We start from the raw sequence: 16,794 nt of genomic DNA, 5'->3' as shown, positions 1-16,794 counted from the left end.
GCTTGTTTCACCCATAAGTATTTCTATGTTTTGGGGGATATTATGAATAGAAAAACTTATATGCGTGAACTTTTTTCAATTTATGATTCAATACCAATTGATCGTCGTGAATCTTTTATTTCAACATATTTGGAAAATGAAAAGAACCCCGTTTTGGCTTATGGTTGGAATATGTGGCTGGGTAATTTTGGGGCTGACAAATTTTATTTAGGGGATTTTTTATTAGGTTTTCTAAAGTTAATAACTTTTGGTGGTTTGGGGATTTGGGTCATGATTGACTGGTTTGTTGCGGCCGGAACGGCGCGCCAAAAAAGCATAGAATATGCCCGTATATTGGCACAGCAATATCGGTAATTATGGCAAAAGACCGTATTGTCGTCTAAACTGCCAACGGATAATCATTAATATTGCAACCACACCAAGACCAGTGGCAAGACCAATCCAGATGCCAACACCTTGTAATGGTGTGTAAAACGCCAAATATGCGCCAACCCCAAGGCCGATAACCCAATAGCCAATAAGTGCAAAAATCATTGGAGCCTTGGTATCATGAAGCCCGCGCAACATACCTGCACCAACCACTTGCGCGCCATCGAAAATTTGGAAAATGGCGGCAATTTTTATAAAGCTTACGGCAATCATAATAACGGTTGCGGCATCGGCGGCGTCTTTTTCAATGAATAGTCCGGCAAGTGTGTATGGAATGTTCCACATGACCAATGCCATCATTGCCATAAAGCCAACCCCAATAATATATGATGCCCAACCGGCACGGGCAATCCCCATTTCATCGCCACGACCCAGCGCGTTACCGACCCGAACCGTTGCCGCCTGGGCAATTCCCATCGGCACCATAAAGCTTATTGATGCAATCTGTAACGCGATTGAATGGGCCGCCGTTGCATTGGTACTAATAAAGCCCATAAGAAAAACTGCGGCGGCAAAAACTGAAACCTCAAAACCAACTTGGAAGCCAATTGGCATACCCAAATTCCATAATTCTTTGAGGCGAACTTTATCGATGCGCCAAAACCGTCCAAAAATGGAATAGCGTCTAAATGGTTTTTGCGTGCTTATGATAAAAATGAATAATGATAATGAGAATAATGCCGTAAATGATGAACCAATCCCCGCGCCCAAAAGCCCCATTTGGGGAAAACCCCAATATCCTAAAATTAAGCCAGAATTGATAAACGCATTAAAACCGACATTTATAAAACCAATTATCATGGACCACATCGGTTTATGTAGTGCCACCACAAAGTTTCGTAATGCCACAATCAACAAAACCGGAAGGATTTCAAACTCCAACCCGCGAACAAATAGGCCGATATTATTGGCAAGATGTTCCTCAAGACCTGCAAAGCGGGCAAAATCACCCGTAAACCAAAGTGCAACCATCACCGGCAATGAAAATTGAAATGCGACCCAGAATGATGCGCGCACTGTGCGCCGAACATCACGCACCGAATGTGCCTTTGCCCCCAATTCTTTGGCAATCATTGCCGAAGATGCCGAAATTACACCAATGCCAAAGACCAACGGTGAAATCACAAGCCCCACACCAATTGCCGATGCCGCCAAGGCATCTTTGCCCAAGCGCCCCAATAAAAATACATCGGTTGCATTTATCAAAGTGTTGGAAAGATTTGACAATATAATCGGCAGCGCCAACAAAAATGTTGCCGTAAATTCGTCTTTCCATGGTTTTAATTTCTCTGACATAGGGTGCGCATAGCATTGGTTGGTGAAAATTAAAAGTCACACCTTTATAAATGTGGATTGGTAACAGATACTTATAATTTGACCATTATTCCTAAATCTTCTAAAGCTTTTTGGATAAAAGGATTAGAAATTATGGGTAAAGAAGAATTGGAATTGGGGTCGAAATTTACCCCAAAATTTGATGAAAACGGCTTGATTCCAGTGATTGCCCAGCATTTTGAAACCCGTGAAGTTCTCATGCTTGCCTATATGAATGAAGAAGCACTAAAGAAAACCATTGAAACGAAACAGGCGCATTATTATTCACGTTCTCGCAAATCATTGTGGTTAAAAGGTGAAACTTCTGGTCAAATCCAAAGTGTGAAGGCAATTAAAACCGACTGTGATCAGGATGTGGTTTTGCTTTTGGTTGAGGTTGGGGGTGATGGCGGATGTTGCCATGTTGGATTTGCAAATTGCTTTTACCGTGAACTTGATGATAATGCCGCACTTGTAATTAATGGTAAAAAGCCACAAGAAAAATAAATGTTTGATTGCACCCTTGAATTAAATGAAATAGCGCTAAAACGGGGCGAGAGATTGTTAATCTCTGGTCTTAATCTTGCGCTTAAATCTGGGGATGCGGTTGAATTGCGCGGTGTGAATGGCGCGGGCAAATCAACGCTTTTGCGCGCCATAACCAATATGCATAAACCACTTGCTGGTAAGATTGTTTTTAACGGTCATGGCGGTCGCGAGCTTACCGAAAGCCTATGTTTTTTGGGGCATCTTGACGCGATAAAAGCCAACCAAACCATAAAGGCACAGCTTGAGTTTTGGTGCGATTTATTTGGCGGTGACCGCGCCAATATCCAAAAAATTGTTACCCGCCTTAATATTCCGCATCTTTTGCCCCTAATGGGCGCTTCTTTAAGTGCTGGGCAAAAGCGGCGTATTTCTTTGGCGCGAATTTTAATTGCCAACCGTCCTGTTTGGCTGCTTGATGAACCTTTTGCCCCATTGGATGAAAAGGGTCGTGCGCAATTGGGCGAAATTATTGATGAACATCGGGCAAATGGTGGCATAATCATTGCCGCCGTTCATGACACACCAAATTGTAAACCCATGCAATTACTTAATTTGATGGATTATGTCCCTGAATATGCGGGGGATGATTTATGAAAGAGCTAAGAACCTTTTTATCAATCATCACGCGTGAGGTTAAATTAAACCTTGGAACAGGTGGCGGCGCATTATTGCCAACCGCATTCTTTGCCGGTGCAATGTTATTATTGCCATTCGCGGTGGGGCCAGATCGGGAGTTACTTGCCAAAATTGGCGGTGGTTATTTATGGCTTGCCTTGGCGCTTGCCTCGCTTGTTTCACTGGAACGGTTGTTTCAGGGCGATATTGATGATGGCACAATGGAACAATTGTCCTTATCTGGGTTGCCATTTTCAATCGCAATGCTTGGCAAAATTTTAGGGCAATTTGTGGCAATAATCTTACCGCTTTTGGTGGCGATGCCGGTCGCTGGATTAATGCTAAACATTCCATCTGAATATGTTATGCCAATGACATTTACGCTTTTTATTGGGGCCTTGGCGATGTTTTTGCTTGGCTCGGTTGGTGCGGCATTGGGCGCAAGTGTAAAGCGTGGCGGCCTTTTGGTGGCGCTTTTGGCGTTGCCACTTTATACTCCGATTGTGATTTTTGGCTCATCAACCGCAGGGCAGATAATGATGGGCAACGGGGTTTTTACCCAAGGCTTTTTCCTTTTGTCGGCAATTGTTTTGTTTGCAATTGTTCTCTGCCCGCTTGCAATTGCTGCTGCGATAAAACTAAACCTTGATTAAGGCAAAAATCGCGGTATTTTGGCGTAATGAATAAAAACACTACGTCTGAAAAAACTACGCTCAAAAAAGTGAACCCGGAAAAAATCACATCCGCATCTTTATCAATAACTGCAACTGCCGTTGTTGTGCTTGGTCTTATATATTTTGCCGATCTTTTAACCCCATTGGCCTTGGCAATCTTCCTTTGGCTTATGATTGATGGTTTTGCAGACTTAATTCATAAAAAAATTCCAAATATATCACGCAAACTGGCATTGCCGATTGTATTTATTTTGGTTTTTGCCTGCCTTGCAGGTCTAGTTGCTTTTGTTGCAGATTACGCATCAGCTTTTGCAAAAGACATAAATCTTTATAACAATCGCATTAATGATGTGATTATACAGATTTATACCATGTTGCATATTAACGCCCCCGCGCCAACACTTGTGCAATTATTTGGCAAAATAAACCCATCCAGCTTATTAAATCAGGTCGGTGAGGTTTTAAAAGGTTTTGGCGGCGAGGCATTGTTTGTTGTTATTTATGTGCTTTGCCTTTTCGCCATGCAGTCAACTTTGCCGAAAAAAATCATCTATATTTTCCAAGAAAAAGAAGAAAGAGATCGTGTTGTTGCGCTTTCGGCGAAAATTCGCAAATCAATGGAAGATTATTTGTGGGTGCAAACCATAACTGGAATAATGCTCTCGGTTGCGTGTTATGTAGTCTTTTTGATTATGGGGCTTAAAAATGCAATGTTTTGGGCGCTTGTCACCTTTATCCTAAGTTATATTCCGGCATTGGGCGGGGCGCTTGCATCTGTTTTTCCTGCGCTTTTTGCATTGGTGCAATTTACAACTCCAATCCCAGCAATTTTGATTCTTGCCATTACACAGGGCATTCAGTTTGTGGTTGGAAACATCATTCAACCCCGTATGACCGGTGATAGCCTTAATTTATCAGTGTTAATGGTGTTTCTATCATTGGCATTTTGGGGCAAAATTTGGGGTGGATCTGGAATGTTCCTTGCCGTTCCACTTACTGTAATGATTATGATTATATTTGCGCAGTTTAAACAAACCCGCGCCCTAGCTATTCTTATGAGTGCAAATGGTCGTCCTGATAGTGACGTTACGGCAACGGATGGAAAAACTTCTTAAAATCATAATCTTTTGGCAATCTATTGGTGTAAAGATACTTTGCTTGAAACAGAATTATGGTTTCTGTAAGATAAAAGAAAAATTTTCGCGAAACCAAATTGCGGAGGGGAAGAATGTCTGTTGATGCCACTGATGAGCGCATTAATGTTGCTGAGTTTTTAAAAATTGCAAAAAAATATGATGGTTTTACTCAAGGAGGTGTGCTAACCCATGCTGCTAATGAGTTTTTAGGCCAGTTTGGTCGCGACGCGACAATTGATGATGTTGGTGCATTATCACTTGGTGATTTGGCTCACCTTGCCTATGATTTTTGGAGTTGGGCATCAAGCAAGCACCCGCAAAAGAAAGAAATCCGCCTTATCGAGGGCGTAGGCGAAAACAAGCAGCCATTAGGGCGCGATATTTTAGAAATTGTTGGCCCAGATGCACCGTTTTTGGTTGATTCCATTATGGGCGAAATCGGTGCGCAAGGCGTTGAAGTCCGCGCCATGTTCCACCCGATTGTTGACGTTATACGTGACGATGATGGGCAACGTATCGATGATGTTACCAAAGATAATGGGCATATCATCCGCGAAAGCATGATTCAGGTTCATTTACCGTCTTTGCCACAGGCAAAACGCGATGCAATTCTAATGGGCGTACGTGAAACATTGAATGATGTTTCAATGTCGGTAAAAGATTTCCGCGCAATGAAGGCACGCATGAAAGAATGTATTGCGGGTCTTGCGGTTGCCAATGTTGGCCTTAATGCTGACGAAATAAGTGAATATATCGCCTTCCTTAAATGGATTGAGGATGAGCATTTTATTTTCATTGGTGCGCGTTCTTATAATTATTTACGCAATGAAGATGGCACTCTTTCAAAAGAAGAGCCGGATATTGTCGAAGACCGCAATCTTGGTATTTTGCGTGACCCATTACGTAGTATTTTGCGCCGCTCTTCAGAGCCAACCATGCTAACTGATAAATTGGTTGCCTATCTTGAGGATGGCAGCCCGCTTGTGGTTGCAAAATCCAACCTTCGTTCAAAAGTGCATCGCCGCGCAGTTTTGGACTATATCGGCATTAAAAAATACGATGAAAAAGGCAAATTAATTGGTGAAGAGCGGTTCGTTGGCCTTTTCACTGCTGAGGCCTATGATTCAATGGTGCGTGACGTTCCGCTTTTGCGCCGCAAGATTGACAAGGTTATCAAACGAGCTGGTTTTGACCCTGGTTCGCACAATGATAAGAAATTTCGCAATATTGTGGAAAACTATCCACGTGATGAATTATTCCAAATCGAAGAAGATGATCTATTGCGTATCGCAATGGGTGTGCAACATTTGATGGACAGGCCGCGCACCGCAATGTTTGCGCGCCGCGATCAATTCAATCGCTTTTTATCAATTTTGGTTTTTGTGCCACGTGATAAATATAATACTGCGGTAAGAATGCGGGTTGGTGAGAAACTTGCCGAAAGCTATGGCGGGCGTTTATCATCTTATTACCCATTATTTGGTGACGCGCCATTGGCACGCATCCATTATATTATCGGCATTAATCCTTATAATCATCTTGAGCCTGATTTAGAAAAGCTCGAAAGTGATATTATCGAAATCACACGTACTTGGGATGATGACCTTGACGTTTGTGCGGGTAAAAACAATGTTCGTGCCGCACCATTCATTGGTGCTTTTCCTGCGGGCTATAAAGAAAAATTCTCCCCATCCGAAGCGCTTTTAGATATTCAGGAATTGCTGATTTTAAAAGAAGTTGATGTTTGGGTTCGTGCTTATCGCATGGATGGTGACAAGGATAATATTTTACGCTGTAAACTTTATAAGCGTGATAATCCAGTTGCCTTATCCGAAGCAATGCCGATTTTTGAAAGCATGGGTCTTTATGTTGAATCCGAGGCGCAATTCAAAATCAAACCGAAAACTGCGTCACAAGATGAAGAAACGCAAGTTCTTTGGGTGCATGATGTTGAAATGCGTTCATCAGATGGCGCACCGCTTGATTTTGCGGCGGTGGAAAATTCATTTGAAGATGCCTTTGCCGCGATTTTTGGCGGAACTTCGGAAAATGATGGCTTTAACCGCCTTATATTGAAACTTGGTATTACTTGGCGCCAAGCAAGCCTCATTCGGGCCTTTGCACGTTGGCGTGGTCAGACAGGTCTTGATCCGTCACAAGCGGTGCAAGAGCAAGCACTTGCCGATTATCCATTAATCGCCCAAAAAATTATCGAGCTTTTTGAAACTCGCTTTGACCCGGCTTTGGGCAAAGAAAGTGGTAAAAAATGTGAGGCAATCAATACTGAAATCTCAACATTGTTGAATGAGGTTCCAAGTCTTGATGCCGACCGCGTATTACGCCGCATCACCAATTTGATTAATAATATGGTTCGCACCAATTATTACCAAAAAGATGCCGATGGCAAAAACAAGCCATATATTTCATTCAAAATTGCGACTTCGCAAATTGCCGAAGTTCCAAATCCAAAACCATTCCGTGAGATTTGGGTTTATTCACCAATTGTTGAAGGCGCGCATCTGCGTTTTGGCCCGGTGGCGCGTGGTGGTTTGCGTTGGTCAGATCGCCGTGATGATTTCCGCACCGAGGTGTTGGGGCTTGTAAAGGCGCAGCAGGTTAAAAACGCGGTTATTGTTCCCGTGGGTTCAAAGGGTGCATTCTTCCCCAAAGCTTTGCCAAAGGGTGGAACGCGTGAAGAATTTATGGCGGCGGGTATTGCGGCATATAAAATCTTCCTTTGCGGCTTGTTGGATATAACCGATAATATCGATGCGGCGGGTAAAATTATTGCACCAAAAGATGTGGTTCGCCTTGATAGTGATGACCCATATTTGGTGGTTGCCGCCGATAAGGGCACTGCAACATTCTCTGATATTGCGAACTCGATTTCACTTCAATACGGGCATTGGCTTGGTGACGCTTTTGCATCTGGTGGTTCAAATGGTTATGACCACAAAAAGATGGGTATCACCGCAAAAGGTGGCTGGGAAGCGGTAAAACGCCACTTCCGCGAAATGGGCCATGATACACAATCCGAAGAGTTTAATGTGGTTGGTGTCGGTGACATGTCGGGCGATGTGTTTGGTAATGGTATGCTATTATCAGAGAAAATCCGTCTTGTGGCGGCGTTTGACCACCGCGATATTTTCATTGATCCAAATCCTGATTGTGCGAAATCCTTTGCCGAACGTAAGCGTTTGTTTGAATTGCCACGTTCTTCTTGGCAGGATTATAATAAAGAGTTGATTTCAAAGGGCGGTGGCATTTTCCCACGCTCTTTAAAATCAATCACACTTACACCGGAAATCAAGGAATTGCTTGATATTGCCAATGATGAGGTAACACCATTTGAATTGATGACCGCAATTCTTAAGGCGAATGCTGATTTATTGTGGTTTGGTGGTATTGGTACATATATCAAATCTAAAACTGAGGCTAATTCAGATGTTGGTGACAAGGCCAATGACGCAATTCGCATCAATGGTTCTGACCTTCGGGTTAAAGTGATTGGCGAGGGGGCAAACCTTGGCGTAACCCAATTGGGTCGTATTGAGGCGGCAAAGGCCGGCATTCGTCTTAATACCGATGCGATTGATAACTCTGCAGGTGTGGATTCATCCGACCACGAGGTTAATATCAAAATTCTGCTTAATGCCTTGGTGCGTAGTGGCGCAATGACCGAAGAGGCACGCGACGCATTATTGGTTTCAATGACCGATGATGTCGCGCACCATGTTCTTGAGCATAATTATAACCAAACTCTTGCATTATCATTGCAGCAGATAAATGCCGCACAAGATGCCGATGCCCATGAAAGATTTATGGTGCAACTAGAAGAATTGGGGCAGCTAAATCGTGCGGTGGAATTCTTGCCGGCTCATGATGAAATGCGCACCAAAATTGAACGTGGCGAAGGGCTAACCCGTCCTGAACTTGCGGTTTTGATGGCATATAGCAAGATACAGCTTTTCGGTGAGATTGTGGCATCACATGCCCCTGATGATGAATGGTTTGAAAAAACACTTGTCAATTATTTCCCTGAAGGCTGCCATCAGTTTGAAACCGCAATGCGTGGTCACCGCCTGCGCCGTGAAATCATTGCAACAGTTTTGGCAAACCGAATTGTTGATATTGGTGGCATCACCTTTATGGATAGGGTTCGTGAAAGCGCGATTGCCGACACTGGCGCAATTGTAAAGGCATATGCGGCGGCACGTAAAATCTTTGAACTTGATAAAGCGATTGAAAAAATCAATGGTCAAGATTTAAAAATTCCGGCCGCGCTTCAATATAAAATGATGCTAGAGGTGCAGAATGTAATCCGTCGTCAAACCTATTGGTTGGCGCGCCGCACCCCGCACGCAAGCATTGGCGTAAATGATCAGGTTACAGATATGATTAATTCATACAGCCCTGAAATCGCGCAACTAAAACCTGTTATTGATAATGTGGTATCGCCTTATGAATATTCACGTATCGAAGCATTGGCGCAGGAATTTATCAATGAAGGGGCGCCATCTGATTTGGCGCATGAAATCGCCAACCTTCGGGTTATGATTTCATCGACCGATATTGTTGATATTGCCAAAAATTCTGATGCACCGCTTTTGGGTGCGGCACGAATTTATCATGCAATTGGCGCGGAAATCGGCTTTGACGAAATGCGCCACGCCGCAGGCATGGTTACTGGTCAAGATCATTGGGACAAGGTTGCAACCCGCCGCATCATCGAAGATTTCATGGGTGAGCAGGCGCAATTAACCGGAAAAATCATCGAATTTGCCAAGTCAAAAGGCGCAATCCCTGATAAGGCAGATAAAAAATGGTCTGATGGTATTGTGAAACAATGGTTTGCGCTAAATTCACTTGAGGCTTCAAGGGCAACCAGCGCAATCAAAGACCTTAAAGCAGCCGGTGGTTGGAGTTTTGCAAAACTAACCATTGCCAATACGCAATTAAAAGACTTTGTCGCCCGCGCGGTGATTGGTTAAAACATTTATCCCCGCATTTTTAAATAATGCGGGGATTTTTGTATTGCATAAATAATATAACATGTTATATAACACGTTATGCAAAATGATATAATCTTAAAAAACCCATATATTTTCCTTGGAAGCCGCCTTAAACGCCTGTCCGATCGTTTTTTAACCGATGCCGCCAAAATCCATCATGATTTGGGTTTTGAAATGTTTCCATCGCAATCAGTTTTGCTTGCGCAAATTGGTGATGCGGGCGAAATATCTGTTGCCCAGCTTGCCGAAATTTTGGGGCAAAGCCAGCCGGCAATAACCCGCAACCTTAACAACCTTCGCGATATGGGCCTTATCGAAACCGTCACCGTCAAGGCGGATAGTCGGGTTCGTATGGTGTCATTAACCCATGACGGGCAGGGGCTTTTGGCGGGGTTGCGCGGCAAAATTTGGCCACGTGTTGACGGGGTTATCCGCGACTTATTGCTTGAGGTTGCGCCCGATTTCTGCTCAAACCTAAATAAAATCGAGGCGGCATTAGATGACCAAAGTTTTGACACGCGCTTTAAAACCCTCCTTGAAAAACAGGCAAAATTAACGCCCCAAGATGTTGAAATTATCGAATATTCGGACGAATACGCCGGTGATTTTTACAAAATCAATATTGATTGGATTTCCGAAAACTTTGTGGTCGAAGATATTGATAAATACGTCCTTTCCCACCCTAATGAGGCCATTTTGGACAAGGGCGGCATTATCCTTTTGGCGCGTTTGTCGAATGGCGAAATTGTTGGCACTTGTGCGCTTATGAAAATGGATGCCCAAAATGGGGAGGAACCTGAGTATGAATTTACCAAACTTGGGGTTTCGCGCCATTACCGCGGCCTTAAGATTGGGGAAAAACTTATTTACGCCGCATTCGCCCGCGCCCGCGAAATGGGTTTAAAATCCCTATTCCTTTTGACCAACCACCAACAACGTTCAAGCATCCATTTATATGAAAAATTGGGGTTTGTTCATTCGGGAGAGATTATGGATAAATACGGGCATGAATATGAACGCGCCGATGTTGCGATGAAATGGGTGGCGGAATAAAACCCCTGTAATCCTACATTTTTTTAAATATATTTTCTTCCTCCAAAATTTGTCACCACCAAAAAACCTGACATTTCCTGATATAATTTGCTTGCACAAGGCTTTTTACAAGCCGTTTGTAAGATTTGATTTTATCACGGGAAGTTAACATGGTGGATAAGTCACGGGTGAGATACTTAAGCCTTGTCGTGCCGGAAAATCCAAAGGATTTGTCCGGTATCTTGGTAATTATTACAATGAGATCCCGGACATTTTATTTCATAAAATTCCGGGATGACAACAAATTTTTAATTACGGCTCACCCTTCACCCACATTATTTTTTTCTTTGCCTTATTCAAAAAGTTAAAAACTTTTCGGGGCTCATCATAGCGACAGCTTCATTAGCAACGGGCGAAGCAAAAGGCGCACTTTCTATAAATCCTTCCCTTTAGGGAAGGTGGACGCTAAGCGGACGGTAGGGTGTCGTAAAGCTATCCATCTATCATCCCGCACTTATTGCGGGATTTTGGAAAAATAAGACCCCGCAATAAATACGGGGTAATGCTTTGCTATGTAATTAATTTTAAACTTATTTATTTGTATAAAAGCATTAGATTATATTTCAATATACTCTAATTCTAATTTTTCCTTATTCACTGTTGCTTGCCGTAAATTAACATTCTTGAATGGACCACTTTTTATCACTTCACGATACTGCTTTAGGTCGGCGTTGTTAATATTATATCCCAAAGTTATGCTTTTTACAGAATCCTGTTTAATTTCAACTAATCCAATTCCAAGCGAATTTTTATGAAGGTTAATTTTTTCTGTTTCGCCAATTATACGCCATTCGTTTTCGTATATCCAATTATCATGTTTGGAAAGCAAAGGGTTTTGAGAACTTTCAATATTATTTTTTGACAGAGATATTGACTTGGATTTTAAGTAAAAAACTTTTTGCGGTTCATAAAGTATGCCTTCCCTATAAAACTCATCATTTATAATGTGTTTTGAATTATCAAATTCAACTAAATATCCCTTTCCTTCTTCTGCATAATGAGCCCACATTGTCGTATCGAAACAATTTTCAGTAAGACATAATACACCAAATTTATCTCTTGTCGTTGCGAAACTACTACTTGCATTATCTATGCTTTCTGCAACGACTGGAGTAAAGGATTTAAGGTTGCTATTTATTTTTTTAATGAAGCTTTTTTTAATTTTTGGACTTTTAATAACTTTTATAGACTTTCTTCTTTCATGACGATTTGAGGTGCCTTTTTTGATACCCATTTCTATTTTTTGTATTCTTATATCAAAAGCTTGGGATGCTTTGTTTTCTTTTAAATAATCGCAAACAAATTCTTCAGCATATTCATTAGAATCAGATATATTAAAAAGCCCCTCAAAAGGGTCGTTGAATTCAGATGGTGGGGTCATCCTTAACAGTCCACTCTCAAGAAAATCTGGGTGCCTGTTTTTGTCCGCAAAATTTATAGCTGGTTTGTATTTATATAAAAAGGGTGGAGTCATTTTCTTTATTCCACATAGTAATCATTTTCACCAAAGCAATTTTATATTGAATTTGTAGAAAACAAAAGCCCCCAAAATTACTTTCGGGGGCTTTGTTATTTGATAAAACAATTGTGGTTGGTGGGTAAAACTACCGCGCAAATTTTTGGAATTTAATCTTTTCAGGGATTAGATTATCCACGCCCAATCTACGTTTTTTGTCTTCTTCATAGGCTTCAAAGTTGCCTTCAAACCATTCAACATGTGAATTGCCTTCGAATGCCAAAATGTGGGTTGCCACACGGTCAAGGAACCAGCGATCGTGGGAAATAACCACGGCACAACCCGGATAATCATCCAGTGCCGCTTCTAATGCCTGCAAGGTTTCAACGTCTAAATCGTTGGTCGGCTCATCGAGAAGTAATACGTTCGCACCCATACGAAGGGTTTTGGCAAGGTGAACACGGTTTCTTTCACCGCCTGATAAAAGACCGACTTTTTTCTGTTGATCTCCACCTTTGAAATTGAATGATGAAACATAAGCGCGGGAGTTGATTTCACGACCGCCAACCTCGATAATATCAAGGCCGTCTGAAATTTCTTCCCAGATGTTTTTATTATCATCAAGTGCATCACGTGATTGGTCAACAAAGCCAAGTTTCACGGTGTCGCCAAGGGTGATTGTGCCACTATCGGGCTGGGCCTTGCCGGTAATCATATTAAACAGGGTTGATTTACCCGCACCGTTCGGACCAATAACCCCAACAATGCCTGCCGGTGGAAGTTTGAACGAAATACCATCGACCAATAATTTATCACCATAGGCCTTAACAAGGTTTTCAACCTCGATAACCTTGTTACCAAGGCGTGGACCAGGTGGGATTTGGATGGTGGCAAAGGTTTGTTTTTCACGCTCCGCCGCGTTGACCAATTCTTCATAGCGCGCAAGACGGGCTTTTGATTTGGCTTGGCGCGCCTTTGGTGATTGGCGCACCCATTCAAGTTCGCGGTCGATGGCGCGTTTACGGCTGTCTGACTCACGTTCTTCTTGAACCATACGTTTGGCTTTTTGTTCAAGCCATGCGGAATAATTACCCTCGTATGGGATGCCTTTGCCGCGATCAAGCTCAAGTGTCCATTTGGTTACTTGGTCAAGGAAGTAACGATCGTGGGTTACAAGAATTACGCAACCAGGGAATTCTTCAAGGTGGTGTTGAAGCCACGCAACAGATTCCGCGTCCAAGTGGTTGGTCGGCTCATCGAGTAAAATCATATCTGGTTTAGATAAAAGTAGGCGGCAAAGCGCAACACGGCGTTTTTCACCACCTGAAAGTTTGGCGACATCCGCATCATTGTCGGGGCAACGCAATGCGCCCATTGCCATTTCAATTTTTGAATCAATATCCCATGCATCGGCGGCGTCGATTTGCTCTTGCAATGCGGTCATTTCTTCCATTAATTCGTCGGAATAATCTTCCGCCATTTTCATGGAAACTTCGTTATATTTATCAAGCAAGATTTTTTCAGGGCATTCTGAAATTACGTTTTCCCAAACGCTTTTGGTTGGGTCAAGCACTGGCTCTTGGGGCAAATAGCCCATTTTAACGTCTTTGGCGGCCATTGCTTCACCGCTAAAATCCTTATCAAGGCCGGCCATGATTTTAAGAAGGGTTGATTTACCCGAACCGTTTACACCCACCACGCCGATTTTCGCATCTGGATAAAAGCTAAGCCAGATGTTTTCAAAAACTTTTTTACCGCCCGCATAAGTTTTAGAAAGACCCTGCATCTGGAAAATATATTGTTGTGCCAATTTAATGCCCCAATTGTTGTTAAAACTGATTGCGCCTCGTTTAGCCTAAAATTGTGAAATTTTAAAGGGCAGTAAAAAACCAGTGACAGTAGGCTTAACCCCATTTTAAGCCCAAGGTGATAGTTTTATTAAAAATAACTGGTGGACAATGATTACAGAGAAGCAGCAAGGCAAAAAATCCTATACAAATTTTGCCATTCCCGAAGATTTTACCGCAAAGCATCAGGCATTAAAGGCGCAAATAGGCGCCAAAATGGGTCTTGTGTTTGAGGAACATTGTTCGGAATGCTCATATCCGTCTTGTTATGCAACTTGTAGCTTTTATTCGCCGCGTGAAGATTTGCATTGCCGCCGCTTTGTTGCGGGGTTTGAGGCATTTGAAAATTCAAAAGAATGTAAACTTGTTCGCTTTCGCAAATGGGGAAAAATCGAGGCTGTGGGCGGTGAAAAACCACACGGCACAAATGATGCCAAAGTGATTATTATGGAGGTTGCAAACCGGCTTCCAATTGTTCCATATTTTGTAAAGCGAAATTTTGCCTATAATTTAAATCAACAACAAAAGGCCGATGCACACCTTGAACTTGCGGCCGATGCCTTTGTATTGGAGGCCATAAGTGGGGATGGTGAAACCCACGCAATTACGGTGTCGATTTTTAATGTTGACGTTGCCGCAAATGGCAAAATGTATTTGGGGCAGGTTGCAGTTACGCCTGAATATGGGTGTCTTGTTATCAATCTTGATGATATTAAAAAGCATGTTGATTTAAACCAAAAATTCCTAATCCAAATTGAACCAATGAATGAGGCCGAGGGGCGGGCAATTGTTTTTGGTCTATGTGATTTTGTGACGTTTAAAGAGGCTGCGGAATTAAAGCCAAAAGCGATTGTTGCAAAACCCGCCGCAACCAAACCGGCAAAAGCGGCGAAACTTGTGGTCTGGGATTTGGATGAAACCCTGTGGCATGGGATTTTGGTTGAAGATGGCATAGAGGGGGTCAAAGTTCGCCCCGAAGCGGTTAAGGCAATCCAAACCCTTGATGAACGCGGCATTGTTCATTCAATCGCCTCAAAAAATGATCCAGATTTGGTTGAAAAGGCGCTGAAACATTTCGGGCTTGATGAATATTTCCTTTATCCGCAAATTGGGTGGGGGCCAAAATCAATTTCTATTAAAAACCTTGCAGAGCAAATCAGCCTTGGGATTGATAGCTTTGTTTTTGTTGATGACCAACCGTTTGAACGCGCCGAAGTGGGCAATGCCCACCCGCAAATGCGAATTTTAACGCATGAAGATGTTGGTAAATTGCCGGAATTTGATTTCTTTCCAACGTCTGTAACCGAAGAAAGCAAAAACCGCCGCGCAATGTATAAGGCCGATGAGGTGCGTAATCAGGCACTTGTTTCCGGTGGAGATGATTATGAAGAGTTTTTGCGCAAAGCTAATATGAGCCTTATAATCGACCGCCTTAACGATAAAAATATGGCGCGGGTTCATGAATTATCGCAAAGAACCAACCAACTTAATTATAATGGCTATAAATATCCGCTTGATGAATTATTGGCATTAAAAGACGATGAGAGCCATGTTTGTGTTACCCTTACCTGTCGTGATAATTTTGGCGAATATGGGTTGATTGGCTTTGTAGTTATTGACAAAGCGGCGGGAAAAATCGACCAATTTTTTATGTCTTGCCGCGCGCAAAAGAAACGTGTCGAAAATGCGTTTTATGAATGGCTACGCCAGAAGTTGCAGGCATCGGGACACGATAAAATAATGGTTTCATATCATGAAACACCAAAAAACAAGGCATCACGCGACATGCTTGATGAACTTGGCTTTAAACAACAAGACAAAAATAGTTATATTTATGATAATGGCACAAAGTTTGCATCATCAGAAATTGTTGTTTTGACCGATAATTTGGATTGGAAAGTGGCATAATGAATATTCTTAATTCACTAAATTTGAAAATTACTGCACATCTTCCAGTGAAAATTGTGAAAAACAAGGCAAACCGACCTCTTGCAAGTATTTCATTTGACGATTTTGCCAAGTCTGCATGGCAAGTCGGCGGCAAAATCCTTGATAAATATGGCGTAAAAGGAACTTATTATGCTGTTGGCGGCTTTTGCGGTAAGGTTGCAGAGGGTGTTCAGCAATATGACGAGGATGATCTTCGTGAATTGGTGGCCCAGGGGCATGAATTAGGCTCGCATACCAATAAACATACATCGGTCTATACCGCATCCGATGCGGCGTTACGCAAGGAAGAGGCCGATAATAAGGCATTCTTCAACGAAGTCTTGGGCGATTATCAAGTTTCAACCTTTGCCTATCCATTTGGTGATATTTCACCGCGTACCAAAAAACTTTATTCCGAACTTTACCCGCTTTCACGTGGCATTCGCCAAGGTTTGAATGGCAAGTGGTTTGATATGGCACAGCTAAAGGCAGTGCCAATCGAGGCGCGTTTATGGACGCCGGAATTTATTGAAAATTGGGTGCGTCATGCAAAAGAAACTAATTCGTGGCTTTGCTTATTTACCCATGACATATGTGAAAACCCGACACCGTGGGGTGCGACCCCTGAAATGCTGGATCACGCTATGGCGATGCTAAAAAAATATGAAATAGAAGTGCATACTGTCAAAGCCGCAATGGCATTGACACAGTTTGATGAATAGCTATTTTAACAAACTATAC

At 42.5% G+C, this 16,794-nt stretch carries 12 protein-coding genes; 9 read left to right on the top strand and 3 right to left on the bottom strand.

Translation table 11 applies throughout. The features are described from left to right. Positions 1-42 precede the first annotated feature (42 nt). Complete coding sequence (locus KXV15_RS00170; protein ID WP_240006131.1) at positions 43-354, top strand: TM2 domain-containing protein; 312 nt, start codon at positions 43-45, stop codon at positions 352-354. Here KXV15_RS00170 and KXV15_RS00165 read toward each other — a convergent pair whose 3' ends face one another. Next, a complete protein-coding gene (locus KXV15_RS00165; protein ID WP_240006130.1) occupies positions 355-1,725 on the bottom strand; it encodes an MATE family efflux transporter in 1,371 nt (456 codons plus the stop codon). A gap of 132 nt (positions 1,726-1,857) precedes the next feature. On the opposite strand from KXV15_RS00165, the gene hisI reads away from it, so the two are divergent. From hisI to KXV15_RS00135, 6 genes are all read left to right on the top strand, one after another. Further along, positions 1,858-2,250, top strand: a complete 393-nt coding sequence (gene hisI / locus KXV15_RS00160; protein ID WP_240007181.1) for a phosphoribosyl-AMP cyclohydrolase — start codon at positions 1,858-1,860, stop codon at positions 2,248-2,250. After that, positions 2,251-2,886: a heme ABC exporter ATP-binding protein CcmA gene (ccmA, locus tag KXV15_RS00155; RefSeq protein WP_240006129.1), complete on the top strand. Its 636-nt coding sequence runs from the start codon at positions 2,251-2,253 to the stop codon at positions 2,884-2,886. It begins immediately after the preceding gene. Continuing rightward, positions 2,883-3,560, top strand: a complete 678-nt coding sequence (gene ccmB / locus KXV15_RS00150) for a heme exporter protein CcmB (protein ID WP_240006128.1) — start codon at positions 2,883-2,885, stop codon at positions 3,558-3,560. The genes ccmA and ccmB overlap by 4 nt, the downstream gene beginning before the upstream one ends. Positions 3,561-3,586: 26 nt before the next feature. After that, positions 3,587-4,696, top strand: a complete 1,110-nt coding sequence (locus tag KXV15_RS00145; RefSeq protein ID WP_240006127.1) for an AI-2E family transporter — start codon at positions 3,587-3,589, stop codon at positions 4,694-4,696. Positions 4,697-4,809: 113 nt separating this feature from the next. Next, complete coding sequence (locus KXV15_RS00140; RefSeq protein ID WP_240006126.1) at positions 4,810-9,708, top strand: NAD-glutamate dehydrogenase; 4,899 nt, start codon at positions 4,810-4,812, stop codon at positions 9,706-9,708. 78 nt (positions 9,709-9,786) lie between these two features. Then, positions 9,787-10,782 carry a bifunctional helix-turn-helix transcriptional regulator/GNAT family N-acetyltransferase gene (locus KXV15_RS00135; protein WP_240006125.1) on the top strand — a complete coding sequence of 332 codons (996 nt, stop codon included), beginning with the start codon at positions 9,787-9,789 and terminating at the stop codon, positions 10,780-10,782. A 595-nt stretch (positions 10,783-11,377) separates the two neighbouring features. On the opposite strand, the gene KXV15_RS00130 is transcribed toward KXV15_RS00135, so the two are convergent. Both KXV15_RS00130 and ettA read right to left on the bottom strand, forming a co-directional pair. Next, on the bottom strand, positions 11,378-12,295 hold the full coding sequence (locus KXV15_RS00130) for a DUF2971 domain-containing protein (protein ID WP_240006124.1): 918 nt from the start codon (positions 12,293-12,295) through the stop codon (positions 11,378-11,380). Positions 12,296-12,425: 130 nt separating this feature from the next. Next, on the bottom strand, positions 12,426-14,087 hold the full coding sequence (ettA, locus tag KXV15_RS00125) for an energy-dependent translational throttle protein EttA (RefSeq protein ID WP_240006123.1): 1,662 nt from the start codon (positions 14,085-14,087) through the stop codon (positions 12,426-12,428). 148 nt (positions 14,088-14,235) lie between these two features. Between ettA and KXV15_RS00120 the strand changes: the two genes are divergently transcribed. Together KXV15_RS00120 and KXV15_RS00115 are read left to right on the top strand one after the other, a co-directional pair. Continuing rightward, positions 14,236-16,032, top strand: coding sequence for an HAD-IIIC family phosphatase (locus KXV15_RS00120; protein ID WP_240006122.1), 1,797 nt, complete (start codon positions 14,236-14,238; stop codon positions 16,030-16,032). After that, on the top strand, positions 16,032-16,775 hold the full coding sequence (locus tag KXV15_RS00115) for a polysaccharide deacetylase family protein (RefSeq protein ID WP_240006121.1): 744 nt from the start codon (positions 16,032-16,034) through the stop codon (positions 16,773-16,775). Before KXV15_RS00120 ends, KXV15_RS00115 begins: the two co-directional genes overlap by 1 nt. The last annotated feature ends 19 nt before the right edge of the window (positions 16,776-16,794 follow it).

The organism is Pseudaquidulcibacter saccharophilus (assembly GCF_019455445.1).
GTDB lineage: Bacteria > Pseudomonadota > Alphaproteobacteria > Caulobacterales > Aquidulcibacteraceae > Pseudaquidulcibacter > Pseudaquidulcibacter saccharophilus.
The sequence above is the reverse complement of the archived record's forward strand: the minus strand, read 5'-3'. Positions and strand labels throughout refer to the sequence as shown.

Coding starts and splice junctions, on each gene's coding strand:
- ccmB (WP_240006128.1), top strand. CDS start 2,883: ATGAAAGAGCTAAGAACCTTTTTATCAATCATCACGCGTGAGGTTAAA.
- KXV15_RS00135 (WP_240006125.1), top strand. CDS start 9,787: ATGCAAAATGATATAATCTTAAAAAACCCATATATTTTCCTTGGAAGC.
- KXV15_RS00170 (WP_240006131.1), top strand. CDS start 43: ATGAATAGAAAAACTTATATGCGTGAACTTTTTTCAATTTATGATTCA.
- KXV15_RS00130 (WP_240006124.1), bottom strand. CDS start 12,295: ATGACTCCACCCTTTTTATATAAATACAAACCAGCTATAAATTTTGCG.
- KXV15_RS00120 (WP_240006122.1), top strand. CDS start 14,236: ATGATTACAGAGAAGCAGCAAGGCAAAAAATCCTATACAAATTTTGCC.
- KXV15_RS00140 (WP_240006126.1), top strand. CDS start 4,810: ATGTCTGTTGATGCCACTGATGAGCGCATTAATGTTGCTGAGTTTTTA.
- KXV15_RS00145 (WP_240006127.1), top strand. CDS start 3,587: ATGAATAAAAACACTACGTCTGAAAAAACTACGCTCAAAAAAGTGAAC.
- KXV15_RS00115 (WP_240006121.1), top strand. CDS start 16,032: ATGAATATTCTTAATTCACTAAATTTGAAAATTACTGCACATCTTCCA.
- hisI (WP_240007181.1), top strand. CDS start 1,858: ATGGGTAAAGAAGAATTGGAATTGGGGTCGAAATTTACCCCAAAATTT.
- ccmA (WP_240006129.1), top strand. CDS start 2,251: ATGTTTGATTGCACCCTTGAATTAAATGAAATAGCGCTAAAACGGGGC.
- KXV15_RS00165 (WP_240006130.1), bottom strand. CDS start 1,725: ATGTCAGAGAAATTAAAACCATGGAAAGACGAATTTACGGCAACATTT.